The sequence below is a fragment of the Streptomyces bullii genome (assembly GCF_042657145.1).
In the GTDB taxonomy this organism is placed as follows: Bacteria; Actinomycetota; Actinomycetes; order Streptomycetales; family Streptomycetaceae; genus Streptomyces; species Streptomyces bullii.
The window spans coordinates 207,698-233,371 of sequence record NZ_JBHSNY010000012.1 but is presented as its reverse complement, the minus strand read 5'-3'; the positions used below and the strand labels follow the sequence as shown (position 1 = coordinate 233,371).

Below are 25,674 nucleotides of genomic sequence, written 5' to 3'. Positions count from 1 at the left end.
GGCACCCATGGTCACCACTGACAGTTGGCGGAAGTCGTCCTACTCCGGCGAGGGCGACGGCAACGACTGCGTGGAAATCGCAAACACCCCCACCCGCATAGCCATCCGCGACTCGAAGGCCCCGGCCAGAGCCACCCTCACCTTCCCGGTCGCGGCCTTCGCCCAGTTCATCGCAGCGATGCAGAAGGAAGCCCCGGGCAACTGACGTGCCCCTGGCGCCCGTAGGGTTTTCCCGTGCTCCGCGCTCGGCGGACGCTCGCACATAACGGGAGAGCACTGACCATGCATCTGAAGTCGCTGCGGACCGCGGTCGCCACCGCCGTCGTCATCGGTACGGCCCTCACCGGCACCGTCGCCACCGCCGGCACCGCCTCCGCGGCTCCGCCGCAGGACTGCAGCAAGGCGATCGTCAACGTCAAGGCCAAGGAGACCGTCAACGTCCGCACCGCGCCGAAGACGACGGCCACGGCCGTCGGCATCTGGGGCAAGGGCAAGAAGGGCACGATCTGCAACGACGGCAAGGCCTACAAGGGCGGTTCGTACACGGCCTGCGGCAAGAAGAGCAACATGTGGTACTACGGCGGCGAGAAGAAGACCGGCTGGGTGCCGAAGACCTGCATCAACTGGTAGTCGCCCGACGGCGTGACCAGCTGATCGCCCGACCGGCTGGCCAGTTGACGGTTCACCGGCGGACCAGGGGGCGGACGGCGCGCAGCCGTCCGCCCCTTTCGACGGTCCGCGTCAGCTCACTCCACCGTCACCGACTTCGCCAGGTTCCGCGGCTGGTCGACCTCGTTGCCCCGGGCCGTGGCCAGCTCACAGGCGAACACCTGCAACGGCACGGTCGCCACCATCGGCTGAAGCAGCGTCGGCGTCACCGGAATGCGGATCAGATGGTCGGCGTACGGAACGACCGCCTCGTCCCCCTCCTCCGCGATCACGATGGTCCGCGCACCCCGCGCCCGGATCTCCTGGATGTTGGACACGATCTTGTCGTGCAGCACCGACCGCCCCCGGGGCGACGGCACGACCACCACCACGGGCAGATCCTCCTCGATCAAGGCGATCGGCCCGTGCTTCAACTCCCCCGCCGCGAAGCCCTCGGCGTGCATGTAGGCGAGTTCCTTCAGCTTCAGCGCGCCCTCCAGCGCCACCGGATACCCCACATGCCGGCCCAGGAACAGCACCGTGTTCTTGGAGGCGAGCGTTCGGGCCAGCTCCCGTACCGGCTCCATGGTCCCCAGGACCTGCTCCACCGCACCGGCGATCGAGGACAGGTCCCGGACCACCGCCCGGATCTCGTCGCCCCACTTGGTACCCCGCACCTGCCCCAGGTACAGCGCCACCAGGTAACAGGCGACCAGCTGCGTCAGGAACGCCTTGGTGGAGGCGACGGCCACCTCGGGCCCGGCATGCGTGTACAGCACCGCGTCGGACTCGCGCGGGATCGTCGACCCGTTGGTGTTGCAGATCGCCAGCACCCTGGAGCCCTGCTCGCGGGCATGGCGTACCGCCATCAGCGTGTCCATGGTCTCCCCGGACTGGGAGATGGCGATGACCAGCGTCTGCTGGTCCAGGATCGGATCCCGGTAGCGGAACTCGCTCGCCAGCTCCACCTCGCACGGAATCCGCGTCCAGTGCTCGATGGCGTACTTGGCGATGAGCCCCGCGTGGAAGGCCGTACCGCACGCGACGACGACGACCTTGTCGACCTCCCGCAGCACCTGCGGAGGGATCCGCACCTCGTCCAGGGTCAGCGAGCCGGACCCGTCGATGCGCCCCAGCAACGTATCGGCGACCGCCTTGGGCTGCTCGGCGATCTCCTTGAGCATGAAGTAGTCGTACCCCCCCTTTTCCGCGGCCGACGCGTCCCAGTCGACGTGGTACGAGCGCACGTCCGCCGGGCGGCCGTCGAAGCCGGTCACCGTCACGGCGTCCCGGCGCAGCTCCACCACCTGGTCCTGGCCCAGCTCGACCGCCGACCGCGTGTGCTCGATGAACGCGGCGACGTCCGAGGCGAGAAAGGCCTCGCCCTCTCCGACGCCCACCACCAGCGGCGAGTTCCGCCGCGCGCCCACGACCACCTCGGGCTCGTCGGCATGCACCGCGACCAGCGTGAACGCGCCCTCCAGCCGCCGGCACACCAGCCGCATCGCCTCGGCGAGGTCCGCGCAGGAGGAGAACTCCTCAGCGAGCAGATGCGCGACCACCTCGGTGTCGGTCTCGGAGGCGAGTTCGTGCCCCCGCTCCTGCAGCTCCGCCCGGAGCGCCGCGAAGTTCTCGATGATGCCGTTGTGCACGACCGCGACCCGCCCCGCGTTGTCGATGTGCGGGTGGGCATTGGCGTCGGTCGGCCCGCCGTGCGTGGCCCACCGTGTGTGCCCGATGCCCGTCGAGCCGGTCGGCAGCGGCCGGTCGTCCAGCTCCTTCTCCAGGTTGAGCAGCTTCCCGGCCTTCTTCGCCGTCGCCAGCCCGCCGTCCGCCAGCACGGCGACACCCGCCGAGTCGTAGCCCCGGTACTCCAGCCGCTTCAGCCCGGCCATTACGACGTCGAGGGCAGACTGCGGCCCCACGTATCCCACGATTCCGCACATGCGCGGCAGCCTACGACCCGAACTGCCACGAAACACGGCACTCCTTGCCCGGAATCGGAAAAACCCACCGGTGCGGGCAGGCCACGGAGCCGGGCGTCGGCGTGACCGACCCCACCCGCCATCCCCCTCGAACTCCGTTAACAATGGACTGTGATCTCTCCGGTCTCCTCGATGCCCCGGAGCGCCCACCGGCAACGGCCGGAGGCGACTCCCTACGTCGACCTCACCCGCGCGGAGTGGAGTGCGCTGCGGGACAAGACGCCCTTGCCGCTCACGGCCGAGGAGGTCGAGAAGCTGCGCGGTCTCGGCGACGTGATCGACCTGGACGAGGTGCGGGACATCTACCTCCCGCTGTCCCGGCTCCTCAACCTGTACGTCGGCGCCACGGACGGGCTCAGAGGGGCGCTGAACACGTTCCTCGGCGAACAGGGCTCCCAGTCCGGCACGCCCTTCGTCATAGGGGTCGCCGGTTCCGTCGCCGTCGGCAAGTCCACCGTCGCCCGCCTCCTCCAGGCGCTGCTGCGGCGCTGGCCCGAGCACCCGCGCGTCGAGCTCGTGACGACGGACGGCTTCCTGCTGCCCACCAAGGAGCTCCAGGCCCGCGGCCTGATGTCGCGGAAAGGTTTCCCCGAGTCGTACGACCGCCGCGCCCTCACCCGGTTCGTCGCCGACATCAAGGCGGGCAAGGCCGAGGTGACCGCGCCCGTCTACTCCCACCTGATCTACGACATCGTGCCCGGCGAGAAGCTCGTCGTCCGGCGGCCGGACATCCTGATCGTCGAGGGGCTGAACGTGCTCCAGCCCGCCCTGCCCGGCAAGGACGGCCGCACCCGGGTCGGTCTCGCCGACTACTTCGACTTCAGCGTGTACGTCGACGCCCGCACCGAGGACATCGAGCGCTGGTACCTCGACCGCTTCAAGAAGCTGCGCGCGACCGCCTTCCAGAACCCGTCCTCGTACTTCCGCAAGTACACCCAGGTCTCCGAGGAGGAGGCCCTCGACTACGCCCGCACCATGTGGCGCACGATCAACAAGCCGAACCTCGTCGAGAACATCGCGCCCACCCGCGGCCGGGCCACCCTCGTGCTGCGCAAGGGCCCGGACCACACGGTGCAGCGCCTGAGCCTGCGCAAACTGTGACGCGGACGGTCACGGCCGACGGTCACCGCGGACTGTCACGGCGGACTGTCACGGCGGCCTGTTAGAAAGGCTCCATGCTGCATCTGCGCCTGATCACGCCGCCCGAGAAGACCGGCGACGTGGTCCGTCTGATCGAGGGCACCGTCGGCACCACACATCTCGTCGTGCTGCCCGGAGCCGCCCGCGACCCTGCCGGTGACGTCGTCCTGTGCGACGTGGCGCGCGAGGCGGGCGACGAGCTTCTCAGCGGCCTTCAGGACCTGGACATCGACGGCTGCGGCTCCATCGCCGTCGAGAACATCGACCTGTCGCTGTCCCAGCGCGCGGACGAGGCGGAGGCCGAGGCCCCGGGCGAGAGCGCGGACGCGGTGCTGTGGGAGCACCTGACCGACGCCACGCACGAGGAGTCGACCCTGTCGGTCACCTACCTCGCGTTCATCACGCTGGCCACCATGATCGCGGCCTGTGGTGTGGTGCTCGACAACGCGATCCTGATCGTGGGCGCGATGGCGGTCGGTCCGGAGTTCGGCCCGCTCGCGGGCATCTGCACGGCGGTGGTGCAGCGCGCGCCGCGGCTGGCGCTGCGCTCGCTGGTCGCCCTGCTGGCGGGCTTCGCGGTGGCGATGGCGGTGACGGTCGGCTTCAGCCACTTCATGGACGCGGTCGGCCTGTTCAGCGAGGCGAAACTGGAGGGCGACCGGCCCAACACCGGCTTCATCTACGCCCCCGACTGGTTCTCGTTCGTCGTGGCGATCCTCGCCGGCGCCGCCGGCACCCTCTCCCTGACCTCCGCCAAGTCCGGCGCGCTGGTGGGCGTCGCCATCTCCGTGACGACGGTCCCGGCCGCCGCCAACGCGGCGGTGGCGCTCAGCTACGGCGACACCCGGCAGACCTGGGGCTCGTCGGAGCAGCTCCTGCTCAACCTGCTCGCCATCCTCCTCGCGGGCACGCTCACGCTGCTGGTCCAGAAGGGACTCTGGTCCAAGCAGCGCGAACGTCTGCGCAAGACCGGCTAACCCAGCGCCGACTTCACCGAGTCGGCCAGTCGCCCGGCCACCGAGTGGGCCTGCTCGATGTCGGCGGCCTCCACCATCACCCGCACCAGCGGCTCGGTCCCCGACGGCCGCAGCAGCACCCGACCGGTCGCCCCCAGCTCCCGCTCCGCCTCGGCGACCGCGGCGGCGAGCTCCGCCGACGTCCCGACCCGGGACTTGTCGACGTCCGGGACGTTGATCAGCACCTGCGGCAGCCGCTCCATCACGGACGCCAGCTCCCGCAGCGTACGACCGCTCTGCGCGACCCGGGCGGCCAGCAGCAGGCCGGTCAGCGTGCCGTCGCCGGTGGTCGCGTGGTCGAGGACGATCACGTGCCCGGACTGCTCGCCGCCGAGCGCGTAATCGTTCTCCTTCATCTCCTCCAGGACGTAGCGGTCACCGACCGCGGTCTGGACGAGGCGGATGCCCTCGCGCTCCATGGCCAGCTTGAAGCCGAGGTTGGACATGACGGTCGCCACCACCGTCTCGGCGCGCAGCGCGGAGCGTTCCTTCATCGCCAGCGCGAGCACGGCCAGGATCTGGTCGCCGTCCACCTCCTCGCCGGTGTGGTCGACGGCCAGGCAGCGGTCGGCGTCACCGTCGTGCGCGATGCCCAGGTCCGCGCCGTGCTCCACGACGGCGGCCTTCAGCTTCTCCAGGTGCGTGGAGCCGCACCCGTCGTTGATGTTGAGCCCGTCCGGCTCGGCGCCGATCGTGACGACCTCGGCACCGGCGCGCGCGAACGCCTCCGGCGAGACCCGGGAGGCCGCGCCGTGCGCCTCGTCGAGGACGATCTTCAGGCCCTCCAGCCGGTTCGGCAGGACACCGATGAGGTGCTCGACGTACCGCTCGAAGCCCTCCTCGTACGACCGCACCCGGCCGACGCCCGCGCCCGTGGGCCGCTCCCACGGCTCACCGCGCTTGTGCTCCTCGTACACGGCCTCGATACGGTCCTCCAGCTCGTCGGCGAGCTTGTGGCCGCCGCGGGCGAAGAACTTGATGCCGTTGTCGGGCATGGCGTTGTGGCTCGCGGAGAGCATCACACCGAGGTCGGCGCCGAGCGCGCCCGTGAGGTACGCCACCGCGGGCGTCGGCAGCACGCCGACCCGCAGCACGTCCACGCCGGCGCTGGCCAGGCCCGCGACCACGGCGGCCTCCAGGAACTCCCCGGACGCGCGCGGGTCACGCCCGACCACCGCGGTCGGCCGGTGTCCTTCGAACGTGCCCGCCTCGGCCAGTACGTGCGCCGCGGCGACGGAGAGGCCGAGCGCCATCTCGGCCGTCAGGTCCGCGTTGGCGACACCGCGCACGCCGTCCGTGCCGAAGAGTCGTCCCACTGTGGTGTCCTCCGAAAGTTCTGAGAGAGTGCGGCTCTCACCGAGTGTCCAGGCGCGACCCGGCCCGAGTACATCCCCCGAGACCGTCCGAGGTCCGCGGGAGTTGTGGACCTGTGCGTAAGCCTGCGATAAGCGACGTCCCCCGTAAACGAACCGCCCCGGTGGCACGAAAAGTGCCGCCGGGGCGATCACGCGAAACTGCGAGACAGCGAAGCGATTAGCGCTTGCTGTACTGCGGGGCCTTACGGGCCTTCTTCAGACCGGCCTTCTTCCGCTCGACCGCGCGGTCGTCGCGGCGCAGGAAGCCGGCCTTCTTCAGCGGACCGCGGTTGTTGTCGACGTCGGCCTCGTTCAGCGCACGGGCGACACCGAGACGGAGCGCACCGGCCTGACCGGAGACACCGCCACCGGCGATGCGGGCGATGACGTCGTAACGGCCCTCGAGCTCGAGCACCTTGAAGGGCTCGTTGACTTCCTGCTGGTGCACCTTGTTCGGGAAGTAGTCCTCGAGGGTGCGACCGTTGATCTTCCACTTGCCGGTGCCCGGGACGATCCGGACGCGGGCGATGGCGTTCTTGCGACGGCCCAGGCCGGCGGCGGGCTGGGGCTCACCGAAGCGCGAGGCGAGGGACTCGGAGGTGTACTCACCCTCCACCGGAACCTCGGACTCGGTGGTGTAGCTGTCGATGTCAAGCTCTTCGAGCGGCTGCTCGGCAGTGGTCTCGGCCACGATTCTCCTCAGATTCTCTTCAGTCTTAGGGGGTGGCCGGACTTACTGCGCGACCTGGGTGATCTCGTACGGCTGCGGCTGCTGCGCGCCGTGCGGGTGCTGGTCACCCTTGTAGACCTTCAGCTTCGAGAGCATCTGACGGCCCAGGGAGTTCTTCGGGAGCATGCCCTTGACGGCCTTCTCGATGGCCTTCTCGGGGTTCTTGTCGAGCAGCTCGTCGTAACGGACGGAGCGCAGACCACCCGGGTAGCCGGAGTGGCGGTACGCCATCTTCTGGGTCCGCTTGTTGCCGGACAGGTGCACCTTGTCGGCGTTGATGATGATGACGAAGTCACCAGCGTCGACGTGCGGCGCGTAGATCGGCTTGTGCTTGCCCCGCAGAAGGGTGGCGGCAGTGCTGGCGAGACGGCCCAGGACAACGTCCTGAGCGTCGATGACGTGCCACTGGCGCGTCACATCGCCGGGCTTGGGGCTGTACGTACGCACGGTTCGTAGCCTTCGCTTCGAGTGAATGGTCCTAGACAAGGTCACCGAAACGATCACGACAGCCTTGACCGCACCACGGTGACGCAAACCGCGTGCTGGTCGCTGGTCATCGGCCCGGTGGACCGGTGTAAGGGCCCGTCCCGTGAGAATGAGCAAGCCAATACACAACGAATAGGCAGGATACCGGGGCGCCCGGAGGGGGTCAAAACGCGGGATCACTGCCGACGTCCAGTCTACTGGGTGGGAGGGCACCCGCCTCCCGCCGCGGACCCACCACCGGACCGTCCGAGCCGTCCGGCGGACGCGGCCCGACAGCCTGCCGGGCGACCGTCACCGCCAGCACACAGAGCGTGACCGCGTCCTTGAAGGCCCGCCGCCGGACGGTTTCCAGGTAGGGCCACGTCACCCCCGGCACCTGCGGAACGAGCCCCAGCCAGAACCAGGGCCGCCGGGCCACCGAGCCGGGGTACGGCAGCCCTGCGAGCAGCAGCGGAAGGACGACCAGGAGGTAGTGGTCGTACGACGGACGGGAGACGAGGAACGCCGAGAGCATCAGGCCGGCGGAGGTCTCGACGAGCCGGAGCGGGCCCGGCCCGGCACGGTGCCAGCGGCGGTACGCGCACAGCACCCCGGCCGCCGCCGCCAGCAGCGCGACCGCCCCCGCCACCGGTTCCGGCACCCCCAGCCGCGGCAGCACCGCCGCCGGAGAGGCCTCGTAGAGCCGTACGAAGCCGTCGTCGCCGCGCAGCAGGAACGGCAGGGTGCGGGTGAGGAAGCCCACAGGGTCGGGCAGCAGGAGCGCCGCCGAGACCGAGGTGACGGCCGGCACCAGGACCAGCACGCCGAGGGCCCGCCAGCGGCGCGCGAAGACGAACAGCAGGGCCATCGGGGCGAGCAGCGGCTTCAGCGCCACGGCCGCGCCGACCACCACGCCCGCCGCCACCCAGCGGCCCCGACCGGCCAGCAGCAGGCACAGCGGGAGCGCCACCACCGCCGTCACCGTCCAGTTCCCCAGCCGCACCAGATGGCCGAACGGCGCGAAGCCCACCGCCAGTCCCAGCAGGCCGAGGGCCGCGAGACGGCTGGCCAGCGGGACGCGGTGCAGGCGCAGCGCGCAGGCCCAGCCCAGTGCCAGGCAGCCCGTCACCGCCACCGGCACCAGCACGCGCAGCACGCCCTGCGGCAGCAGGGCCTGCGGAACCGCCGCCAGGACGGCACTCGGCAGATACAGGAAGTGCGGATCGTCGTACGGCGAGCCGCCCGCCAGCCAGACGCGTGCGGCCCGCACGACGATGGCGTTGTCCATCCCGCCGTCCGGGGCCTCGCGTGCCGTGCGCGCCGCCAGCGCGCCCAGCACCGCCGCGAGTCCCACCCACACATGCCAGGTCGCCGGTCGCCCCAACCACCCGGAGATGCCGCTTTTGCCCGTGCTCATTGAAGGAACGCTAGGGGTTCCGGAGCCCAATGAGGCGGAACAGCACGCCCCTTGACCCGTCTAAGATGCGCCCCATGAGTTATGGGCAGGGGGGACCTCAGTCCCAGTGGGATCCCTGGAAACCACATTCTCAGCAGCCCTGGACCAGCGACGGTGGCCAGACGCCGGACTGGGCGGCGCTCGCTGAGGCGTCCGAGGCCCGCAACAAGCGGCGCCGGCTGCTGTTCATCGGCGGTGGCGCGCTCGCCACCGTCGGGATCGCGGCCGCCGTCGCGGTGGCCGTCGTCTCGGCGAACGGCAGCAGCCAGGCGTCGAACAACCCGACCTCCCAGCTGCCCTCGACCGCGGACATTCCGACGGCCGGCGCCTCGGCACCGTCGTTCGCGCCGACCAGCGCGCCGCCCCCGCTGGACCCGAGGGACTTCATCGCCAGCGCGAAGAAGGACAAGGCGCCGCTCAGCCCGGAGATCCTCTTCCCGGGCACCCAGCTGACCATGGGCGAGACGGTCTACAAGAAGGGCCCGACGGCCGACACCCGCAGCTGCGCCTCGGCGGCCGGTGGCACGCTCCCCAAGATCCTCACGGCGAACGACTGCACACGCCTGATCCGCGTCACGTACACCAAGGACGGCATCGCGGTGACGGTCGGCGTGGCGGTCTTCGACACCGAGGCCCAGGCGGCCAGGGCGAAGGACCAGGCGGACCGGAAGAGTTTCGTCCAGTCCCTCTCCGGCGGCGGCGTGAAGCCCTTCTGCAACTCCGGGTTCTGCCGCACGACCACCAACTCCTACGGCCGCTACGCCTACTTCACCAACGCCGGCTTCACCAGCGGCAAGGACGTGACGGACCAGGACACGAAGGTCTTCGCGGTCGGCGACAACCTGGCAGAGTTCACCTTCCGCCAGATCCACCGCCGCGGCGAGGCCCAGGCCTCGACAGCGGCCAACGAGTAGCGCGGCAAGCCCACTGCCGCGGCAAGCCGCGCTCGCCCATCCACCGCCGCCGCGGGCAGTCCCACCGCGGCGGCAGGCACCGGGACCACCACGCCCCGAACCCACCGCCGCCGCGGGCAGTCGTGCCGCACACCCACCGCCGCCCGGAGCCGCGCTCGCCCACTCACACCGCGGACGACCGCGCCACCAACCCGCCACCGCAGGGAGCCGCGCTCACCAATCCGCCGCTGCTACGGGCATGCGTGCCGCTGGGGCGGCACGGGTGGACGGTGGGACCCCGCTCCGGCGAAGCCGAGCGTTGGGAGGCACCCCGCAGCGCACGGTTGCGCCCCTACTCCGCCCCGGCACCGACGCCGAGCACCCGACAACCCCAGCAGCAACGCCGAGCACCCGACGAACCGCTCAGCACCAACACCGAGCACCCGACAACCGCTCAGCAGCAGCCCGCCCCCCGCAGCGTCCGCCTGTTCCGCGCCTCCTTGTTGCGCGCCGCGAGCAACTCGTCGGCCGGGTAGCCGACCTCCTCCAGCGTCAGCCCGTGCGGCCGTACGACATGCACCGCGGAGTCCCGTACCCCGGCCGCCAGCACCTTCGCGGGCCAGTCCGGCGCACGGTGCCCGTCGCCGACGAACAGCAGCGCCCCGATGAGCGAGCGCACCATGTTGTGGCAGAAGGCGTCGGCCCGCACGGTGGCGGTCACGATCCCGTCCTCCCCGCGCACGAGGCTCAGCTCCTGAAGCGTCCGGATGGTCGTGGCCCCCTCGCGCTTCTTGCAGTACGCGGCGAAGTCGTGCTCACCGAGCAGCCCGCGCGCCGCCTCGTTCATGGCGTCGACGTCGAGCGGCCAGTCGTGCCACAGGACATGGTGGCGCAGCAGCGGGTCGACCCCGCCCGGGTTGTCGGTGACGCGGTAGGCGTAACGCCGCCAGACCGCCGAGAAGCGGGCGTTGAAGCCGGCAGGCGCCTCCCGCAGGGCCCACACGCGCACATCCCTCGGCAGCCGCCCGGCGAGCCGCTTGAGGAGCTTCTGGCTGTGCTCGGCCCACACCTCACGCGGCAGGTCGACATGCGCCACCTGCCCGCGCGCGTGCACCCCCGCGTCGGTCCGCCCGGCCACGGTCAGCTCGTACGTCTCCCCGGACCGCGTGACCGTACGCAGCGCGTCCTCGATCTCCCCCTGGACGGTCCGCCGCCCTCCGGCCTGCTTGGCCCACCCGGAGAACTCGGTCCCGTCGTAGGAGAGGTCGAGACGGATACGGACGTACCCGGGCTGTACTTCGTCGCTCATCCCTGGATCCTCTCAGGTACGCGAAAGCGGGCCCGCCCCGAAGGACGGACCCGCTTCCCCGCTCGGCAGTGCCTCAGGCGTCCTTGGACTCCTCGGCAGCCTCGTCGGCCTTGGCCTCGGCGGCGTCCTCGGACGTGGCCTCGGCGGCCTCGTCCTTCTTGAGGGCGTCTTCCTTGACCGCGCGCTTGGTGGCGGCCTCGGCCTCGCCGACCGCCGTCTGCTGCACCGTCAGCGCCTCGACCAGCTCGATGACGGCCATGGGCGCGTTGTCGCCACGGCGGTTACCGATCTTGGTGATGCGGGTGTAGCCACCCGGACGGTTCTCGTACCGCGGGCCGATCTCGGTGAAGAGCGTGTGGACGATGCCCTTGTCCGTGATGACCTGGAGCACCTGGCGGCGGTTGTGAAGGTCGCCCTTCTTCGCCTTGGTGATCAGACGCTCCGCGTACGGGCGCAGGCGGCGGGCCTTCGCCTCGGTGGTGGTGATACGGCCGTGCTCGAAGAGCGACTTCGCGAGGTTCGCGAGCATCAGCTTCTCGTGCGCGGCGCTGCCGCCCATACGGGCACCCTTGGTGGGCTTCGGCATGGTGTGTCTCCTTGGTATCTGCCCCGGCCGTATCAGGTACCGGGGTCAGGACCCGATGAGCGGATGCTCACCGGCAACAACCGGCCCCTCCCATGAGGAGAGGAGCGGGGCCCGGGGGCTCGCACCCCCGGGAACGACTCAGTACTGCTCGGTCTCGACGAAACCGGAGTCCGTGTCGTCGTCGGCGCCGAACGCGTCGGCGGCCGCGGTCGGGTCGAATCCGGGCGGGCTGTCCTTCAGGGCCAGGCCCATGCCGGCCAGCTTCGCCTTGACCTCGTCGATCGACTTCGCACCGAAGTTGCGGATGTCGAGCAGGTCCGCCTCGGAACGCGCCACGAGCTCACCCACGGAGTGGATGCCCTCGCGCTTGAGGCAGTTGTAGGAGCGGACCGTGAGCTCCAGCTCCTCGATCGGCAGCGCCAGGTCGGCGGCGAGCGCGGCGTCCGTCGGGGACGGACCCATGTCGATGCCCTCGGCGTCGATGTTCAGCTCGCGGGCGAGACCGAACAGCTCGACCAGCGTCTTACCGGCGGAGGCCATGGCGTCACGGGGACGCATCGCCTGCTTGGTCTCGACGTCGACGATCAGCTTGTCGAAGTCGGTGCGCTGCTCGACACGCGTGGCCTCGACCTTGTAGGTGACCTTGAGGACCGGCGAGTAGATCGAGTCGACCGGGATGCGGCCGATCTCCTGACCGACCTGCTTGTTCTGCACGGCGGAGACGTAGCCGCGACCGCGCTCGACGGTCAGCTCCATCTCCAGCTTGCCCTTGCCGTTGAGCGTGGCGAGGACCAGGTCGGGGTTGTGCACCTCGACACCGGCCGGCGGCGCGATGTCGGCGGCGGTGACCAGACCCGGGCCCTGCTTGCGCAGGTACATCACGACCGGCTCGTCGTGCTCCGAGGAGACGACCAGCTGCTTGATGTTGAGGATCAGGTCGGTGACGTCCTCCTTGACGCCCGGCACGGTGGTGAACTCGTGCAGGACACCGTCGATGCGGATGGACGTGACCGCCGCACCCGGGATCGAGGAGAGGAGCGTACGACGCAGGGAGTTGCCGAGGGTGTAGCCGAAGCCCGGCTCCAGCGGCTCGATCACGAACCGGGAGCGGAACTCGTCGACGACCTCTTCGGTCAACGAGGGACGCTGAGCGATCAGCATGTGTGGATCAGATCCTTCAGTCGGGGGCGCCCGCTATATGACGCCCGACTCAAGCCGCCCCCCGAGAAGAAGGGACGGGTACTGCAAGGGTACGGGCGGTACGACCCGTACGGACCGTACCGCCCGGAAACCTGCGGCGAAGAGCCAGCCCTGCGTCAGACGCGGCGGCGCTTCGGCGGACGGCAGCCGTTGTGCGGGGTCGGCGTGACGTCCTGGATGGAGCCGACCTCGAGGCCGGTCGCCTGCAGGGAGCGGATCGCGGTCTCACGACCGGAGCCCGGGCCCTTGACGAAGACGTCGACCTTGCGCATGCCGTGCTCCTGGGCGCGGCGGGCGGCCGACTCGGCGGCCATCTGCGCGGCGAACGGCGTGGACTTCCGGGAGCCCTTGAAGCCGACGTGGCCGGCGGAGGCCCAGGAGATCACGTTGCCGGACGGGTCCGTGATGGAGACGATCGTGTTGTTGAACGTGCTCTTGATGTGCGCGTGGCCGTGAGCGACGTTCTTCTTTTCCTTGCGGCGCACCTTCTTGGCAGCGCCCTGACGTCCCTTGGGGGGCATCTCTAACTCCTACGGGAGGTGGTCGGTCCTACAGCGAAGACCGTGGACAGGTGTCCGCTGCGGACTACTTCTTGCCCGGCTTCTTCTTGCCGGCGATGGCGCGACGCGGGCCCTTGCGGGTGCGGGCGTTGGTGCTGGTGCGCTGACCACGGACGGGCAGGCCGCGGCGGTGGCGCAGACCCTGGTACGTGCCGATCTCGACCTTGCGGCGGATGTCGGCCTGGATCTCGCGACGGAGGTCACCCTCGGTCTTGAGGTTGTTGTCGACGTACTCGCGGATCGCGACCAGCTGCTCCTCGGTGAGGTCCCGAACGCGGGTGTTCGGGTTCACGCCGGTGGCGGCCAGCGTCTGCTGGGAGAGGGTCCGGCCGATGCCGAACACGTAGGTCAGGGCGATCTCCACGCGCTTGTCGCGCGGGATGTCGACACCGGAAACGCGTGCCATTCAATGGCTCCTGGTGATCTTCGGAGGTCTGCCGCAGGACCGGCTCCCAGCCGCCGTATCAGGTACGAACTGGGTCCCCGGCCTCCGAACCGGGGGTGTCGAGCCGCGGCTGCGGCTCGGGCCCTGCGTATGAACATATTCAGCTCGCGTCGCGCGAAGCCCTGCGAATCGCAGAGGAAGGTCGTGCGTCAGCCCTGGCGCTGCTTGTGGCGCGGGTTCTCGCAGATGACCATGACCCGACCGTGACGGCGGATCACCCTGCACTTGTCGCAGATCTTCTTGACGCTCGGCTTGACCTTCATGGGATGTGAGGTTCTCCGGGTCAGTGCCATCGCCCCGGAAGAACCGGGGCGCGGGCAAGATCTACTTGTAGCGGTAGACGATCCGGCCACGCGTCAGGTCGTACGGAGACAGCTCCACCACGACCCGGTCGTCAGGGAGGATACGGATGTAGTGCATCCGCATCTTGCCGCTGATGTGTGCCAGGACCTGGTGGCCGTTCTGGAGCTCGACCTTGAACATGGCGTTCGGCAGAGACTCGACGACAGTGCCCTCGATCTCGATGGCACCTTGCTTCTTGGCCACGCTTCGCCCTTCGAATCGACTACCTTGATCGACTCCGGCGCGCACCGTTTCGAGCATGCGGACATGCGGGTGCACAAGAGCCGACGAGTCAGTCTACGTCAGCGCACCCGGAAACACGAATCGGGGAAGTCTGCCCCACACAGGAGATCCTTAACCGAGAGGGTCGGGGGCGGCCGTGATGCCGTACTCGGCGAGCTTGGCCCGGCCGCCGTCGGGAGCCGTCAGCACCAGCGGCCCGTCCTCGGTCAGGGCGACGGAGTGCTCCCAGTGCGAGGACCAGGTGCCGTCCGTGGTGACGACCGTCCAGTCGTCCTCCAGGACCTCCGTCTTCGGTGTGCCCAGGGACACCATGGGCTCGATGGCGAGGCAGAAGCCCGGGACCAGCTTCGGCCCCTTGCCGCGCCGCCGGTCGACGTAGTTCAGCAGATGCGGGTCCATGTGCATCTCGGAGCCGATGCCGTGACCGCCGTAGTCCTCGATGATCCCGTACCGCCCGCCGCCCGGCTTGGGCTGGCGGCGGATGTACGTCTCGACGGCCCGGGAGATGTCGACGAGCCGGTTGCCCTGCTTCATGGCCGCGATGCCGGCCCACATCGACTCCTCGGTCACCCGGGAGAGCTCGATCAGCTCCGGGGCGTGCCCGGACCCCACGAAGGCCGTGTAGGCCGCGTCGCCGTGCCAGCCGTCGATGATCGCGCCGCAGTCGACGGAGATGATGTCGCCGTCCTTGAGGACGACGTCCTCGGACGGGATGCCGTGCACCACGACCTCGTTCACCGAGGTGCAGATCGTCGCGGGGAACCCGCCGTAGCCGAGGAAGTTCGGCTTGGCGTTGTGCTCGGCGAGCACCTTGCGGGCGACCTGGTCCAGATCCCTGGTGGTGGCGCCGGGTACGGCGGCCTCACGCGTGGCCGCGTGGATGGCGGCGACCACCAGCCCCGCCTCTCGCATCTTGGCGATCTGCTCGGGGGTCTTGATCTGCACCATGGGGGCTACGGCCTTTCTTGGCCCGGGACGTTCGGGACCGGAGAGAGTACGGACGCCTTCAACGATACGGGCCGCGCGCACCGGCCCCCACACAGCGGCCGCGGTCCCCGTATCGGGAACCGCGGCCTTCGGCTGCGTGACGCGCGTGCTACTGGGTGGCGTCCTCGCGCTTGAGCGCCTCCAGGGCCCGCTTGGTGACCTCGTCCACCGGGCCCAGCGAGGAGATGGTCACGACCAGCCCCTGCGCCTTGTAGTAGTCGATGATCGGCTCGGTCTGCGTGTGGTAGACCTCCAGCCGGGTCCGCACGGTCTCCTCGGAGTCGTCGTCGCGCTGGTACAGCTCACCGCCGCAGACGTCGCAGACGCCCTCCTTCTTCGGCGGGCTGTACGAGACGTGGAAGACGTGGCTGGAGTCCTTGCGGCAGATCCGCCGCCCGGCGATCCGCTTGACGACCTCCTCCTCGGGGACCTCCAGGTCCAGCACCGCGTCCAGCGTGATGCTCTCGGTCTCGAGGAGCTCGTCCAGGGCCTCGGCCTGGGAGACGTTGCGTGGGAAGCCGTCCAGCAGGAACCCGCCCTCGGCGTCCGGCTGCTCCATGCGGTCCTTGGCCATGGCGATGGTGACCTCGTCGGGCACCAGGTTGCCGGCGTCCATGTAGGACTTCGCGAGCTTCCCGAGCTCCGTCTGCCGACTGATGTTGGCCCGGAACAGGTCGCCGGTGGAGATGTGCGGGATGCGCAGCTTCTCGGCAAGGCGGGTGGCCTGCGTACCCTTGCCGGCACCCGGCGGCCCCACGAGGACGATTCGCATCAGCGGAGGAACCCTTCGTAATTGCGCTGCTGGAGCTGGCTCTCGATCTGCTTCACGGTTTCCAGTCCGACACCCACGATGATCAGGATGCTGGTCCCGCCGAACGGGAAGTTCTGGTTTGCCCCGAAACCTGCCAACGCCATCGTCGGCACGAGAGCGATCAGACCCAGATACAGCGAACCCGGCCAGGTGATCCGGTTGAGCACGTAGCTGAGGTACTCAGCGGTCGGTCGGCCAGCCCGGATGCCCGGGATGAAGCCACCATACTTCTTCATGTTGTCCGCGACTTCCTCGGGGTTGAACGAGATGGCCACGTAGAAGAACGCGAAGAAGACGATCAGGAAGAAGTAGAGCGTGATGTGCGCCGGCGCGTCCGTCTCCGCGAGGTTCTGGCGGATCCAGGTCGCCCATCCCGCGGTCGAGTTGGTGAACTGGACGATCAGCGCCGGGATGTAGAGCAGCGACGACGCGAAGATGACCGGGATCACACCCGCCTGGTTGACCTTGAGCGGGATGTAGGTGGACGTCCCGCCGTAGGAACGGCGGCCGATCATGCGCTTCGCGTACTGCACGGGGATGCGGCGCTGGGCCTGCTCGACGAAGACGACCAGGCCGACCATGACCAGGCCGACGAGGATGACGGTGCCGAACTCGATCCAGCCGCCGGCCAGGCTGCCCTGCTCCTTGATGGCCCACAGGGCGGCAGGGAAGGTGGCGGCGATCGAGATGAACATCAGGATCGACATGCCGTTGCCGATGCCGCGGTCGGTGATGAGCTCGCCGAGCCACATCACCAGGGCCGTGCCGGCGGTCATCGTGATGACCATCGTGATGGTCACGAAGATCGACTGGTCCGGGACGATCTGGCTGCCCACCGGGCAGTTGCTGAACAGGGCGCCGCTGCGGGCGGTGGCCACCAGACCGGTGCCCTGCAGCACGGCGAGGGCCACCGTCAGGTAGCGGGTGTACTGCGTGATCTTCGCTGTGCCGGCCTGGCCCTCCTTCTTCAGGGCTTCCAGGCGCGGGATCACCACGGTCAGCAGCTGCAGGATGATGCTCGCCGTGATGTACGGCATGATGCCCAGCGCGAAGACCGTGACCTGTAGCAGTGCGCCGCCGCTGAACATGTTGACCAGACCGAACAGGCCCGAGTTGGCCTCGGCGGCGTCGATACAGGTCTGCACGTTCTTGTAGTTGACGCCCGGGATCGGGATGTGGGTGCCGACCCGGTAGATCACGATGATGCCGAGCGTGAAGAGCAGCTTCTTGCGCAGGTCGGGCGTCTTGAACGCCCGGGCGAACGCGGTGAGCACGGTGCCTCCTGCGACCCCCGCGTTCGCTACGCGAGAGGTGACGGTATGTTGTGCGAGGACGGAATTCTCTGTTCCTGTTGACCTGTCCGGCACAGGGTCCTACGACAGGGCATCAGGGAGACTAACAGTGTCGACTACCCTACGCGGAGCCCGCACCGACATGAAACCGCCCTGTCGGCCAGCGGCGGAGCCGATGCGCTCCCTTTGACACGGTCTGCGTCCTGTCCCTTCTCAGCAAGCCTCGGGTACCTCCTGTCAGGCCCGCTCAGCACCCTCGAAAGCGCTGACACCGGCCCCGGTGGCCCTCAGGCGGCGCAAGAGGCCCTCAGAGCGCTCTCCGGGCGCCCTCACGGCATTCTTCGACGGGTCCGCCGTTCTGTCAGCGACAGGGATCACTCGGGCCGCGCAAGGAATGTCACTCCCGGTTCACTCCGGGTTCGACGCGACACACGCAAAGGCCGGGAGCTCCCCGTGGGAACTCCCGGCCTTCCGCGTCAGGGATCGGCCCCGGCTCAGACGAGCTCGGTCACCGAACCGCCGGCGGCGGCGATCTTCTCCTTGGCGGAGGCGGAGGCCTTGTCGACCTGCACCTGCAGCGCCACGGAGATCTCACCCTCGCCGAGCACCTTGACCAGGCTGTTCTTGCGAACGGCGCCCTTGGCCACCAGGTCCTCGACCGTGACCTCGCCACCCTCGGGGTAGAGCTTGGCCAGCTTGTCGAGGTTCACGACCTGGTACTCGGTCTTGAACGGATTCTTGAAGCCCTTCAGCTTCGGGAGGCGCATGTGGAGCGGCATCTGGCCACCCTCGAAGCGCTCCGGAACCTGGTAGCGGGCCTTGGTGCCCTTGGTACCACGACCGGCCGTCTTACCCTTCGACGCCTCACCACGACCGACACGGGTCTTGGGGGTCTTGGCGCCGGGGGCGGGACGGAGGTTGTGGATCTTCAGCGGGTTGTTCTCCGCCATGATCAGTCGACCTCCTCGACCGTCACGAGGTGGCGGACGGTGTGCACCATGCCGCGGAACTCGGGGCGGTCCTCCTTGACGACCACGTCGCCGAGCTTCTTGAGCCCGAGCGTACGCAGGGTGTCACGGTGGTTCTGCTTGCTGCCGATGTAGGACTTGACCTGCGTGATCTTGAGCTGCGCCATGATTACGCACCCGCCCCGGCACGCGCACGCAGCAGAGCCGCGGGAGCGACGTCCTCCAGGGGAAGACCACGGCGGGCCGCGATCTCCTCGGGACGCTGCAGACCCTTCAGGGCCTCCACGGTCGCGTGCACGATGTTGATGGCGTTGTCGGAGCCGAGCGACTTCGACAGCACGTCGTGGATACCGGCGCACTCGAGCACGGCGCGCACCGGACCACCGGCGATCACACCGGTACCGGGCGACGCGGGCTTGAGCAGCACGACGCCGGCCGCCTTCTCACCCTGGATCGGGTGCGGGATGGTGCCCTGGATCCGGGGGACCTTGAAGAAGTGCTTCTTGGCCTCCTCAACGCCCTTGGCGATGGCGGCCGGCACCTCCTTGGCCTTGCCGTATCCGACACCCACGGTGCCGTCACCGTCGCCCACCACGACCAGCGCGGTGAAGCTGAAGCGACGACCACCCTTCACAACCTTGGCGACGCGGTTGATCGCGACGACGCGCTCAACGTACGCGGTCTTCTCGGCGGCAGCAGCGCCGCCGTCACGGCCCTTCCGGTCCCGCCGCTCGCCGCCACCGGCACCGCCACCGCGGCGCTGGGGTCCAGCCATTGGAATTACCTCTCTCTGTTTCCGCTAGCTACGGAACCGGCTCAGAACTTGAGCCCGGCCTCGCGGGCGGCGTCCGCCAGGGCGGCGATGCGCCCGGCGTACTGGTTGCCACCACGGTCGAACACGACGGCCTCGACACCGGCGGCCTTGGCACGCTCGGCGACCAGGGCGCCGACCTTCTTGGCCTGCGAGGACTTGTCCTCGGCACCGCGGATCGACGCGTCCAGCGAGGACGCCGACGCCAGGGTGTGGCCCTTCAGGTCGTCGATCACCTGCGCCACGATGTGGCGGTTGGAGCGGGTCACGACCAGACGGGGGCGCTCCGCCGTACCGTTGATCCGCTTGCGGATCCGGATGTGACGGCGCTTGATCGCGGCGCGCTTGTAGGCGTCGCCCTTCAGGATCTTCTGCCCGTATGCCATGGCTTACTTACCCGCCTTTCCGACCTTGCGGCGGATGACTTCGCCCTCGTACTTGACGCCCTTGGCCTTGTACGGGTCAGGCTTGCGCAGCTTGCGGATGTTGGCCGCAACCTCGCCGACCTTCTGCTTGTCGATGCCCTCGACCGAGAAACGGGTCGGGGTCTCCACCTTGAAGGTGATGCCCTCGGGCGCCTCGACCAGGATCGGGTGGCTGTAGCCCAGGGAGAACTCCAGGTTGGAGCCCTTGGCCTGGACGCGGTAACCGACACCGCTGATCTCGAGCTTCTTGACGTATCCCTGGGTCACACCGGTGATCATGTTCGCCACCAGCGTGCGGGACAGGCCGTGCAGGGCCTTGCTCTGCCGCTCGTCGTTCGGGCGGGTCACCTGGAGGGTGCCGTCGTCGCCCTTAGCGATCTCGATCGGCGCGACGACGGTGTGGGTCAGTTCGCCCTTGGGGCCCTTGACCTGCACCGTACGGCCGTCGATGGTGACGTCCACGCCGGCGGGAACCGGGATGGGGAGCTTGCCGATACGCGACATTGTGTCTCTCCTCCGTTCCCGAATTACCAGACGTAGGCGAGGACTTCCCCACCCACGCCCTTCTTCTGCGCCTGCTTGTCGGTCAGCAGACCGTGGGACGTGGAGATGATGGCCACGCCCAGGCCGCCGAGAACCTTCGGCAGGTTGGTGGACTTCGCGTACACCCGGAGACCGGGCTTGGAGATCCGCTTGATGCCCGCGATGGAGCGCTCACGGTTCGGGCCGAACTTCAGCTCGAGGACGAGGTTCTTGCCGACCTCGGCGTCCTCGACGCGCCAGCCCGTGATGAAGCCCTCCTGCTGGAGGATCTCCGCGATGTGCGACTTGATCTTGGAGTGCGGCATCGACACGGAGTCGTGGTAAGCCGCGTTCGCGTTCCGCAGACGCGTCAGCATGTCTGCGATCGGATCAGTCATGGTCATGAATTGGCCTTCGGCCTCTCTCGCCGGGGTTTCCTGGTGCGCCATCCCTCTCCCCGATCCGAGACGGGACGGGTGCGGCGCGGTGGACCTACGGCGTAGTAAGTCGTACGGGCACGGCAGGCGCCCAACCCCACAAGCCTAAGGCATGTGAGCTGGGCGCTCTGCCGACCCAGTTGCTTACCGAGAGCCCTGCTAATCCCTTAAAGCGGGGATTACCAGGAGCTCTTGGTCACGCCCGGCAGCTCGCCACGGTGAGCCATCTCACGAAGGCACACGCGGCACAGGCCGAACTTGCGGTACACGGAGTGCGGACGACCGCAGCGCTGGCAGCGGGTGTACGCACGCACGCCGAACTTGGGCTTGCGAGCAGCCTTCGCGATCAGAGCCTTCTTCGCCATCTCGCTCACGCCTCCTTGAAGGGGAAGCCGAGGTGACGGAGGAGCGCGCGGCCCTCAGCGTCGTTGGTCGCCGTGGTGACCACGGTGATGTCCATACCCCGGACGCGGTCGATCTTGTCCTGGTCGATCTCGTGGAACATGACCTGCTCCGTGAGACCGAAGGTGTAGTTGCCACGGCCGTCGAACTGCTTGGGGGACAGGCCGCGGAAGTCGCGGATGCGCGGCAGCGCGAGCGACAGGGTGCGGTCCAGGAACTCCCACATGCGGTCGCCACGGAGCGTGACGTGGGCACCGATCGGCTGCCCCTCGCGCAGCTTGAACTGAGCGATGGACTTGCGGGCCTTGGTGACGGCCGGCTTCTGACCGGTGATCGTGGTGAGGTCGCGGATGGCGCCCTCGATCAGCTTGGAGTCGCGGGCGGCGTCGCCCACACCCATGTTGACCACGATCTTGACGAGGCCCGGCACCTGCATGACGTTCTCGTACTTGAACTCGTCACGCAGCTTGCCGACGATCTCCTCGCGGTACTTCTGCTTCAGACGCGGGGTCACGGTGGTGGTAGCCATCAGATGTCCTCACCCGTCCGCTTGGCAACGCGGATCTTGTTGCCTTCGTCGTCGAAGCGGTAACCGACCCGGGTCGGGACCTTCTGGCCGTCCTTCTCCACGACGAGCATCACGTTGCTGACGTGGATGGGGGCCTCGGTGGTCACGATGCCGCCGGCCTGCGAACCGCGAGCCGTCGGACCGGCCTTGGTGTGCTTCTTGACCCGGTTGACACCCTCGACCAGGACGCGGTCCTCACGGGGGAAGGCCGCGATGACCTTGCCCTGCTTGCCCTTGTCCTTACCGGTGATGACCTGGACCAGGTCGCCCTTCTTGATCTTCATGCTCACAGCACCTCCGGCGCGAGGGAGATGATCTTCATGAACTTCTTCTCGCGCAGCTCACGGCCCACGGGGCCGAAGATACGGGTGCCACGAGGGTCGCCGTCGTTCTTCAGAATGACGGCGGCGTTCTCGTCGAAGCGGATGTACGAGCCGTCCGGACGGCGGCGCTCCTTCACGGTGCGAACGATGACCGCCTTGACGACGTCACCCTTCTTCACGTTGCCACCGGGGATCGCGTCCTTGACGGTGGCGACGATGACGTCACCGATACCCGCGTAGCGGCGACCGGAGCCACCGAGCACACGGATGCAGAGGATCTCCTTCGCACCCGTGTTGTCGGCGACACGCAGTCGCGACTCCTGCTGGATCACGTCTATCTCCTGGTTGTCTGCCGGTTCCCAGCAGGGGCTCCCTCTGCCGAGGAAGGCCCCTGCCGAGCCTGGCGGAACGATGCCTAGGGGGTCCCCCTAGGAGGGATTACTTGGCCTTCTCGAGGATCTCGACGACGCGCCAGCGCTTGGTCGCGGACAGCGGCCGGGTCTCCATCAGGAGGACGCGGTCGCCGACACCCGCGGCGTTCTGCTCGTCGTGCGCCTTGAGCTTGTTCGTACGGCGGATGACCTTGCCGTACAGCGCGTGCTTGACGCGGTCCTCGACGGCGACGACGACGGTCTTGTCCATCTTGTCGCTGACGACGTAACCCTCGCGGGTCTTACGGAAGCCGCGCGCTTCGGTGTTCTGCTCAGTCACGTTGTTCTCGCTCATCAGGCGTTCTCCACCGTCTCGATGCCGAGCTCACGCTCACGCATGAGGGTGTAGATCCGGGCGATGTCCTTGCGGACCGCCTTCAGACGGCCGTGGTTCTCGAGCTGACCCGTCGCCGCCTGGAAACGGAGGTTGAACAGCTCTTCCTTGGCCTCGCGGAGCTTCGCCAGAAGCTCCTCGTTGCCCAGCTCGCGCAGCTCGGACGCCTTGGTACCGGCCGACATCACGCTTCACCTGCCTCGCGCTTGACGATCCGGCACTTCATCGGCAGCTTGTGGGCCGCACGAGTCAGCGCCTCACGGGCGATCTTCTCGTTGGGGTACGACAGCTCGAACATGACGCGTCCGGGCTTGACGTTCGCGACCCACCACTCCGGAGAACCCTTACCGGAACCCATGCGGGTCTCGGCCGGCTTCTTCGTGAGCGGGCGGTCCGGGTAGATGTTGATCCAGACCTTGCCGCCACGCTTGATGTGACGGGTCATGGCGATACGAGCCGCCTCGATCTGGCGGTTCGTGACGTACGCCGGGGTCAGCGCCTGGATGCCGTACTCGCCGAACGCAACCTGCGTGCCACCCTTGGACATGCCGTTGCGCTTGGGGTGGTGCTGCTTGCGGTGCTTGACCCTACGGGGGATCAGCATGGTGGTCAGGCCTCCGTTCCGGTGCTCTCAGCCGGAGCGGCGGACGCGGGAGCCTCGGCCTTGGGGGCCTCGGAACCAGCGGCCTGCTGCGGCTTGCGACCGCGCCGCTCGCCACCGCGGCCACCACGGGCCGGGCGGTCGGCGCCACCACGGGCCGGGCGGTTGCCGGCACGGGCGGCGGCGTTCTCGGCGCGGACCTCGGCGATGTTCTTGACGTCGCCCTTGTAGATCCAGACCTTCACGCCGATGCGGCCGAAGGTCGTCTTGGCCTCGAAGAAGCCGTAGTCCACGTTCGCGCGGAGCGTGTGCAGGGGCACGCGGCCCTCGCGGTAGAACTCCGAGCGGGACATCTCGGCGCCGCCGAGGCGGCCACCGCACTGGATCTTGATGCCCTTGGCGCCGGCCTTCATGGCGGACTGCATGCTCTTGCGCATGGCCCGACGGAAGGAGACGCGGGAGGAGAGCTGCTCGGCGACGGCCTGGGCCACGAGCTGAGCGTCGGTCTCGGGGTTCTTGACCTCGAGGATGTTCAGCTGGACCTGCTTGCCCGTGAGCTTCTCGAGGTCGCCGCGGATGCGGTCGGCCTCGGCGCCACGGCGGCCGATGACGATGCCCGGACGCGCGGTGTGGATGTCCACACGCACACGGTCACGGGTGCGCTCGATCTCGACCTTGGAGATGCCGGCGCGCTCCATGCCGGACGTCATCATCCGACGGATGGCGACGTCTTCCTTGACGTAGTCCTTGTACAGCTTGTCGGCGTACCAACGCGACTTGAAGTCGGTCGTGACACCGAGCCGGAACCCGTGCGGGTTTACCTTCTGGCCCATTACCGGGTTCCTTCCTTGCTGCTGACGACCACCGTGATGTGGCTGGTCCGCTTACGGATCCGGTAGGCGCGGCCCTGGGCACGCGGACGGAACCGCTTCAGGGTCGGGCCCTCGTCGACGTAGGCCTCGGAGACATAGAGGCTGTCGACGTCGGTGTGGTCGTAGTTGTGCGCGGCGTTGGCGATGGCGCTGTCCAGCACCTTGCCGACCGGCACGCTCGCGGCCTGCGGGGCGAAACGCAGGACCGCCTGAGCCTCCGTGGCGTTCAGGCCACGGATGAGGTCCACCACACGGCGGGCCTTCATGGGCGTGACGCGGATGTACCGCGCCTGGGCCCTGGCTTCCATGGTTGTCCCTTCGATGTTTGTCATGGTCATTCGCACCCCGCTGACTAGCGGCGCTTCGACTTCCGGTCTTCCTTGACGTGGCCCCGGAAGGTGCGGGTCGGCGAGAACTCGCCGAGCTTGTGGCCGACCATCGACTCGGTGACAAACACCGGGATGTGGGTCTTGCCGTTGTGCACCGCGATCGTGTGGCCGAGCATGGCCGGGACGATCATCGAGCGGCGGGACCAGGTCTTGATGACGTTCTTGGTACCGGCTTCGTTCTGGGCGTCCACCTTCTTGATCAGGTGGTCGTCGACGAAGGGTCCCTTCTTCAAGCTACGAGGCATCTCAACCCGTCCTTAGCGCTTCTTGTTCGTCTTGCGGCGGCGGACGATGTACTTGTTCGACGCCTTCTTGGGCGAACGAGTACGGCCTTCCTTCTTGCCCCACGGGGACACGGGGTGACGACCACCGGAGGTCCGGCCCTCACCACCACCGTGCGGGTGGTCAACCGGGTTCATGACCACACCACGGACGGTCGGGCGAACGCCCAGCCACCGCTTGCGGCCCGCCTTGCCCCAGTTGATGTTGCTCTGCTCGGCGTTGCCGACCTCGCCGACGGTGGCGCGGCAGCGGACGTCGACCAGGCGGATCTCGCCGGACGGCATGCGCAGGTGGGCGTAGGCGCCCTCCTTCGCGAGCAGCTGCACGGAGGCGCCGGCGGAGCGGGCGAACTTCGCGCCGCCGCCCGGACGCAGCTCGATGGCGTGCAGCGTGGTACCGACCGGGATGTTGCGCAGGGCGAGGTTGTTGCCCGGCTTGATGTCGGCCCCGGGACCGTTCTCGACGCGGTCGCCCTGGTTCAGGCCACGCGGCGCGAGGATGTAGCGCTTCTCGCCGTCCGCGTAGTGCAGGAGCGCGATGCGCGCGGTGCGGTTGGGGTCGTACTCGATGTGCGCGACCTTCGCCGGCACGCCGTCCTTGTCGTGACGACGGAAGTCGATCACGCGGTAGGCGCGCTTGTGGCCACCACCCTGGTGGCGGACGGTCACACGACCGGAATTGTTACGGCCGCCCTTGCTGTGCAGCGGGCGAACCAGCGACTTCTCCGGCGTGGACCGCGTGACCTCGACGAAGTCGGCGACGCTGGCGCCACGACGGCCAGGAGTCGTCGGCTTGTACTTGCGGATACCCATTTCTCAGTCCTCGTCCGATATCGGACGATCCGGA

Annotated in this window: 37 protein-coding genes; 5 read left to right on the top strand and 32 right to left on the bottom strand. The window is 68.5% G+C overall.

From position 1 onward, the window contains the following. Window positions 1-7: 7 nt before the first annotated feature. Together ACFPZJ_RS31825 and ACFPZJ_RS31820 are read left to right on the top strand one after the other, a co-directional pair. The gene (locus ACFPZJ_RS31825; RefSeq protein WP_381028850.1) at window positions 8-205 is read left to right on the top strand and encodes a DUF397 domain-containing protein; all 198 of its coding nucleotides are present in this window, start codon (window positions 8-10) and stop codon (window positions 203-205) included. Between the two features lie 77 nt (window positions 206-282). Continuing rightward, the gene (locus tag ACFPZJ_RS31820; RefSeq protein WP_381028848.1) at window positions 283-630 is read left to right on the top strand and encodes a hypothetical protein; all 348 of its coding nucleotides are present in this window, start codon (window positions 283-285) and stop codon (window positions 628-630) included. Window positions 631-746: 116 nt separating this feature from the next. On the opposite strand, the gene glmS is transcribed toward ACFPZJ_RS31820, so the two are convergent. After that, complete coding sequence (gene glmS, locus ACFPZJ_RS31815) at window positions 747-2,594, bottom strand: glutamine--fructose-6-phosphate transaminase (isomerizing) (protein ID WP_381028845.1); 1,848 nt, start codon at window positions 2,592-2,594, stop codon at window positions 747-749. 171 nt (window positions 2,595-2,765) lie between these two features. Here glmS and coaA point away from each other — a divergent pair, with 171 nt between their 5' ends. Together coaA and ACFPZJ_RS31805 are read left to right on the top strand one after the other, a co-directional pair. After that, the gene (gene coaA, locus ACFPZJ_RS31810) at window positions 2,766-3,734 is read left to right on the top strand and encodes a type I pantothenate kinase (RefSeq protein WP_381029005.1); all 969 of its coding nucleotides are present in this window, start codon (window positions 2,766-2,768) and stop codon (window positions 3,732-3,734) included. A gap of 74 nt (window positions 3,735-3,808) precedes the next feature. Further along, the gene (locus ACFPZJ_RS31805) at window positions 3,809-4,750 is read left to right on the top strand and encodes a DUF389 domain-containing protein (protein ID WP_381028842.1); all 942 of its coding nucleotides are present in this window, start codon (window positions 3,809-3,811) and stop codon (window positions 4,748-4,750) included. Here ACFPZJ_RS31805 and glmM read toward each other — a convergent pair. From glmM to ACFPZJ_RS31785, 4 genes are all read right to left on the bottom strand, one after another. After that, complete coding sequence (gene glmM / locus ACFPZJ_RS31800; RefSeq protein WP_381028840.1) at window positions 4,747-6,105, bottom strand: phosphoglucosamine mutase; 1,359 nt, start codon at window positions 6,103-6,105, stop codon at window positions 4,747-4,749. The two genes, ACFPZJ_RS31805 and glmM, sit on opposite strands and share 4 nt — an antisense overlap. Before the next feature lie 217 nt (window positions 6,106-6,322). Next, window positions 6,323-6,835: a 30S ribosomal protein S9 gene (gene rpsI, locus ACFPZJ_RS31795; RefSeq protein WP_003998795.1), complete on the bottom strand. Its 513-nt coding sequence runs from the start codon at window positions 6,833-6,835 to the stop codon at window positions 6,323-6,325. A 42-nt stretch (window positions 6,836-6,877) separates the two neighbouring features. Beyond that, window positions 6,878-7,321 (bottom strand): 50S ribosomal protein L13, encoded by a 444-nt coding sequence (gene rplM / locus ACFPZJ_RS31790; RefSeq protein WP_031118775.1) that lies wholly within the window; start codon window positions 7,319-7,321, stop codon window positions 6,878-6,880. Window positions 7,322-7,523: 202 nt separating this feature from the next. Continuing rightward, window positions 7,524-8,756 carry a glycosyltransferase family 87 protein gene (locus ACFPZJ_RS31785; protein WP_381028837.1) on the bottom strand — a complete coding sequence of 411 codons (1,233 nt, stop codon included), beginning with the start codon at window positions 8,754-8,756 and terminating at the stop codon, window positions 7,524-7,526. Window positions 8,757-8,830: 74 nt separating this feature from the next. Between ACFPZJ_RS31785 and ACFPZJ_RS31780 the strand changes: the two genes are divergently transcribed. After that, window positions 8,831-9,709, top strand: coding sequence for a hypothetical protein (locus ACFPZJ_RS31780; RefSeq protein ID WP_381028835.1), 879 nt, complete (start codon window positions 8,831-8,833; stop codon window positions 9,707-9,709). 433 nt (window positions 9,710-10,142) lie between these two features. Here ACFPZJ_RS31780 and truA read toward each other — a convergent pair whose 3' ends face one another. The 27 genes from truA to rplB form a co-directional block, all read right to left on the bottom strand. Further along, window positions 10,143-10,997: a tRNA pseudouridine(38-40) synthase TruA gene (gene truA, locus ACFPZJ_RS31775; protein ID WP_381028832.1), complete on the bottom strand. Its 855-nt coding sequence runs from the start codon at window positions 10,995-10,997 to the stop codon at window positions 10,143-10,145. Window positions 10,998-11,070: 73 nt separating this feature from the next. Beyond that, window positions 11,071-11,583, bottom strand: coding sequence for a 50S ribosomal protein L17 (gene rplQ, locus ACFPZJ_RS31770; protein WP_381028829.1), 513 nt, complete (start codon window positions 11,581-11,583; stop codon window positions 11,071-11,073). 138 nt (window positions 11,584-11,721) lie between these two features. Beyond that, entirely contained in the window at window positions 11,722-12,744 is a 1,023-nt protein-coding gene (locus ACFPZJ_RS31765) for a DNA-directed RNA polymerase subunit alpha (protein ID WP_356859813.1), read from the bottom strand. Between the two features lie 155 nt (window positions 12,745-12,899). Continuing rightward, complete coding sequence (gene rpsK / locus ACFPZJ_RS31760) at window positions 12,900-13,304, bottom strand: 30S ribosomal protein S11 (RefSeq protein ID WP_003956432.1); 405 nt, start codon at window positions 13,302-13,304, stop codon at window positions 12,900-12,902. 64 nt (window positions 13,305-13,368) lie between these two features. Continuing rightward, window positions 13,369-13,749: a 30S ribosomal protein S13 gene (gene rpsM / locus ACFPZJ_RS31755; RefSeq protein ID WP_381028827.1), complete on the bottom strand. Its 381-nt coding sequence runs from the start codon at window positions 13,747-13,749 to the stop codon at window positions 13,369-13,371. A 188-nt stretch (window positions 13,750-13,937) separates the two neighbouring features. Next, a complete protein-coding gene (gene rpmJ / locus ACFPZJ_RS31750) occupies window positions 13,938-14,051 on the bottom strand; it encodes a 50S ribosomal protein L36 (protein WP_003998809.1) in 114 nt (37 codons plus the stop codon). A gap of 61 nt (window positions 14,052-14,112) precedes the next feature. After that, entirely contained in the window at window positions 14,113-14,334 is a 222-nt protein-coding gene (infA, locus tag ACFPZJ_RS31745) for a translation initiation factor IF-1 (protein WP_003948620.1), read from the bottom strand. Window positions 14,335-14,484: 150 nt separating this feature from the next. Further along, entirely contained in the window at window positions 14,485-15,321 is an 837-nt protein-coding gene (gene map, locus ACFPZJ_RS31740) for a type I methionyl aminopeptidase (RefSeq protein WP_381028825.1), read from the bottom strand. A 148-nt stretch (window positions 15,322-15,469) separates the two neighbouring features. Further along, window positions 15,470-16,132, bottom strand: coding sequence for an adenylate kinase (locus tag ACFPZJ_RS31735; protein ID WP_381028822.1), 663 nt, complete (start codon window positions 16,130-16,132; stop codon window positions 15,470-15,472). Beyond that, window positions 16,132-17,445, bottom strand: coding sequence for a preprotein translocase subunit SecY (gene secY, locus ACFPZJ_RS31730; protein ID WP_381028820.1), 1,314 nt, complete (start codon window positions 17,443-17,445; stop codon window positions 16,132-16,134). The genes ACFPZJ_RS31735 and secY overlap by 1 nt, the downstream gene beginning before the upstream one ends. A 512-nt stretch (window positions 17,446-17,957) precedes the next feature. Further along, window positions 17,958-18,413 (bottom strand): 50S ribosomal protein L15, encoded by a 456-nt coding sequence (rplO, locus tag ACFPZJ_RS31725; RefSeq protein WP_381028817.1) that lies wholly within the window; start codon window positions 18,411-18,413, stop codon window positions 17,958-17,960. A 2-nt stretch (window positions 18,414-18,415) separates the two neighbouring features. After that, window positions 18,416-18,598 (bottom strand): 50S ribosomal protein L30, encoded by a 183-nt coding sequence (rpmD, locus tag ACFPZJ_RS31720; protein WP_073951480.1) that lies wholly within the window; start codon window positions 18,596-18,598, stop codon window positions 18,416-18,418. A gap of 2 nt (window positions 18,599-18,600) precedes the next feature. Further along, on the bottom strand, window positions 18,601-19,206 hold the full coding sequence (rpsE, locus tag ACFPZJ_RS31715; RefSeq protein ID WP_009190144.1) for a 30S ribosomal protein S5: 606 nt from the start codon (window positions 19,204-19,206) through the stop codon (window positions 18,601-18,603). Between the two features lie 41 nt (window positions 19,207-19,247). Continuing rightward, on the bottom strand, window positions 19,248-19,628 hold the full coding sequence (gene rplR / locus ACFPZJ_RS31710) for a 50S ribosomal protein L18 (RefSeq protein ID WP_019753098.1): 381 nt from the start codon (window positions 19,626-19,628) through the stop codon (window positions 19,248-19,250). A gap of 3 nt (window positions 19,629-19,631) precedes the next feature. Then, the gene (gene rplF / locus ACFPZJ_RS31705; RefSeq protein WP_381028815.1) at window positions 19,632-20,171 is read right to left on the bottom strand and encodes a 50S ribosomal protein L6; all 540 of its coding nucleotides are present in this window, start codon (window positions 20,169-20,171) and stop codon (window positions 19,632-19,634) included. A 23-nt stretch (window positions 20,172-20,194) separates the two neighbouring features. Continuing rightward, a complete protein-coding gene (gene rpsH / locus ACFPZJ_RS31700) occupies window positions 20,195-20,593 on the bottom strand; it encodes a 30S ribosomal protein S8 (RefSeq protein WP_344599540.1) in 399 nt (132 codons plus the stop codon). A 212-nt stretch (window positions 20,594-20,805) separates the two neighbouring features. After that, window positions 20,806-20,991, bottom strand: a complete 186-nt coding sequence (locus tag ACFPZJ_RS31695; protein ID WP_003956452.1) for a type Z 30S ribosomal protein S14 — start codon at window positions 20,989-20,991, stop codon at window positions 20,806-20,808. A 5-nt stretch (window positions 20,992-20,996) separates the two neighbouring features. After that, window positions 20,997-21,557, bottom strand: coding sequence for a 50S ribosomal protein L5 (gene rplE, locus ACFPZJ_RS31690; RefSeq protein ID WP_381028812.1), 561 nt, complete (start codon window positions 21,555-21,557; stop codon window positions 20,997-20,999). Continuing rightward, window positions 21,557-21,880, bottom strand: a complete 324-nt coding sequence (gene rplX / locus ACFPZJ_RS31685) for a 50S ribosomal protein L24 (protein WP_029380977.1) — start codon at window positions 21,878-21,880, stop codon at window positions 21,557-21,559. Before rplX ends, rplE begins: the two co-directional genes overlap by 1 nt. Before the next feature lie 2 nt (window positions 21,881-21,882). Continuing rightward, window positions 21,883-22,251 (bottom strand): 50S ribosomal protein L14, encoded by a 369-nt coding sequence (gene rplN, locus ACFPZJ_RS31680; protein WP_003998823.1) that lies wholly within the window; start codon window positions 22,249-22,251, stop codon window positions 21,883-21,885. Between the two features lie 106 nt (window positions 22,252-22,357). After that, the gene (gene rpsQ / locus ACFPZJ_RS31675; protein WP_028420769.1) at window positions 22,358-22,645 is read right to left on the bottom strand and encodes a 30S ribosomal protein S17; all 288 of its coding nucleotides are present in this window, start codon (window positions 22,643-22,645) and stop codon (window positions 22,358-22,360) included. After that, the gene (rpmC, locus tag ACFPZJ_RS31670) at window positions 22,645-22,869 is read right to left on the bottom strand and encodes a 50S ribosomal protein L29 (protein WP_007494763.1); all 225 of its coding nucleotides are present in this window, start codon (window positions 22,867-22,869) and stop codon (window positions 22,645-22,647) included. Before rpmC ends, rpsQ begins: the two co-directional genes overlap by 1 nt. Further along, complete coding sequence (gene rplP, locus ACFPZJ_RS31665; RefSeq protein WP_029380975.1) at window positions 22,869-23,288, bottom strand: 50S ribosomal protein L16; 420 nt, start codon at window positions 23,286-23,288, stop codon at window positions 22,869-22,871. Before rplP ends, rpmC begins: the two co-directional genes overlap by 1 nt. A 5-nt stretch (window positions 23,289-23,293) precedes the next feature. Next, window positions 23,294-24,118 (bottom strand): 30S ribosomal protein S3, encoded by an 825-nt coding sequence (rpsC, locus tag ACFPZJ_RS31660; RefSeq protein ID WP_030233882.1) that lies wholly within the window; start codon window positions 24,116-24,118, stop codon window positions 23,294-23,296. Then, complete coding sequence (rplV, locus tag ACFPZJ_RS31655; protein ID WP_029380974.1) at window positions 24,118-24,465, bottom strand: 50S ribosomal protein L22; 348 nt, start codon at window positions 24,463-24,465, stop codon at window positions 24,118-24,120. Before rplV ends, rpsC begins: the two co-directional genes overlap by 1 nt. Window positions 24,466-24,509: 44 nt before the next feature. After that, window positions 24,510-24,791 carry a 30S ribosomal protein S19 gene (gene rpsS / locus ACFPZJ_RS31650; protein WP_004984529.1) on the bottom strand — a complete coding sequence of 94 codons (282 nt, stop codon included), beginning with the start codon at window positions 24,789-24,791 and terminating at the stop codon, window positions 24,510-24,512. 12 nt (window positions 24,792-24,803) lie between these two features. Continuing rightward, complete coding sequence (rplB, locus tag ACFPZJ_RS31645; RefSeq protein ID WP_365672112.1) at window positions 24,804-25,640, bottom strand: 50S ribosomal protein L2; 837 nt, start codon at window positions 25,638-25,640, stop codon at window positions 24,804-24,806. Between the last annotated feature and the right edge of the window lie 34 nt (window positions 25,641-25,674).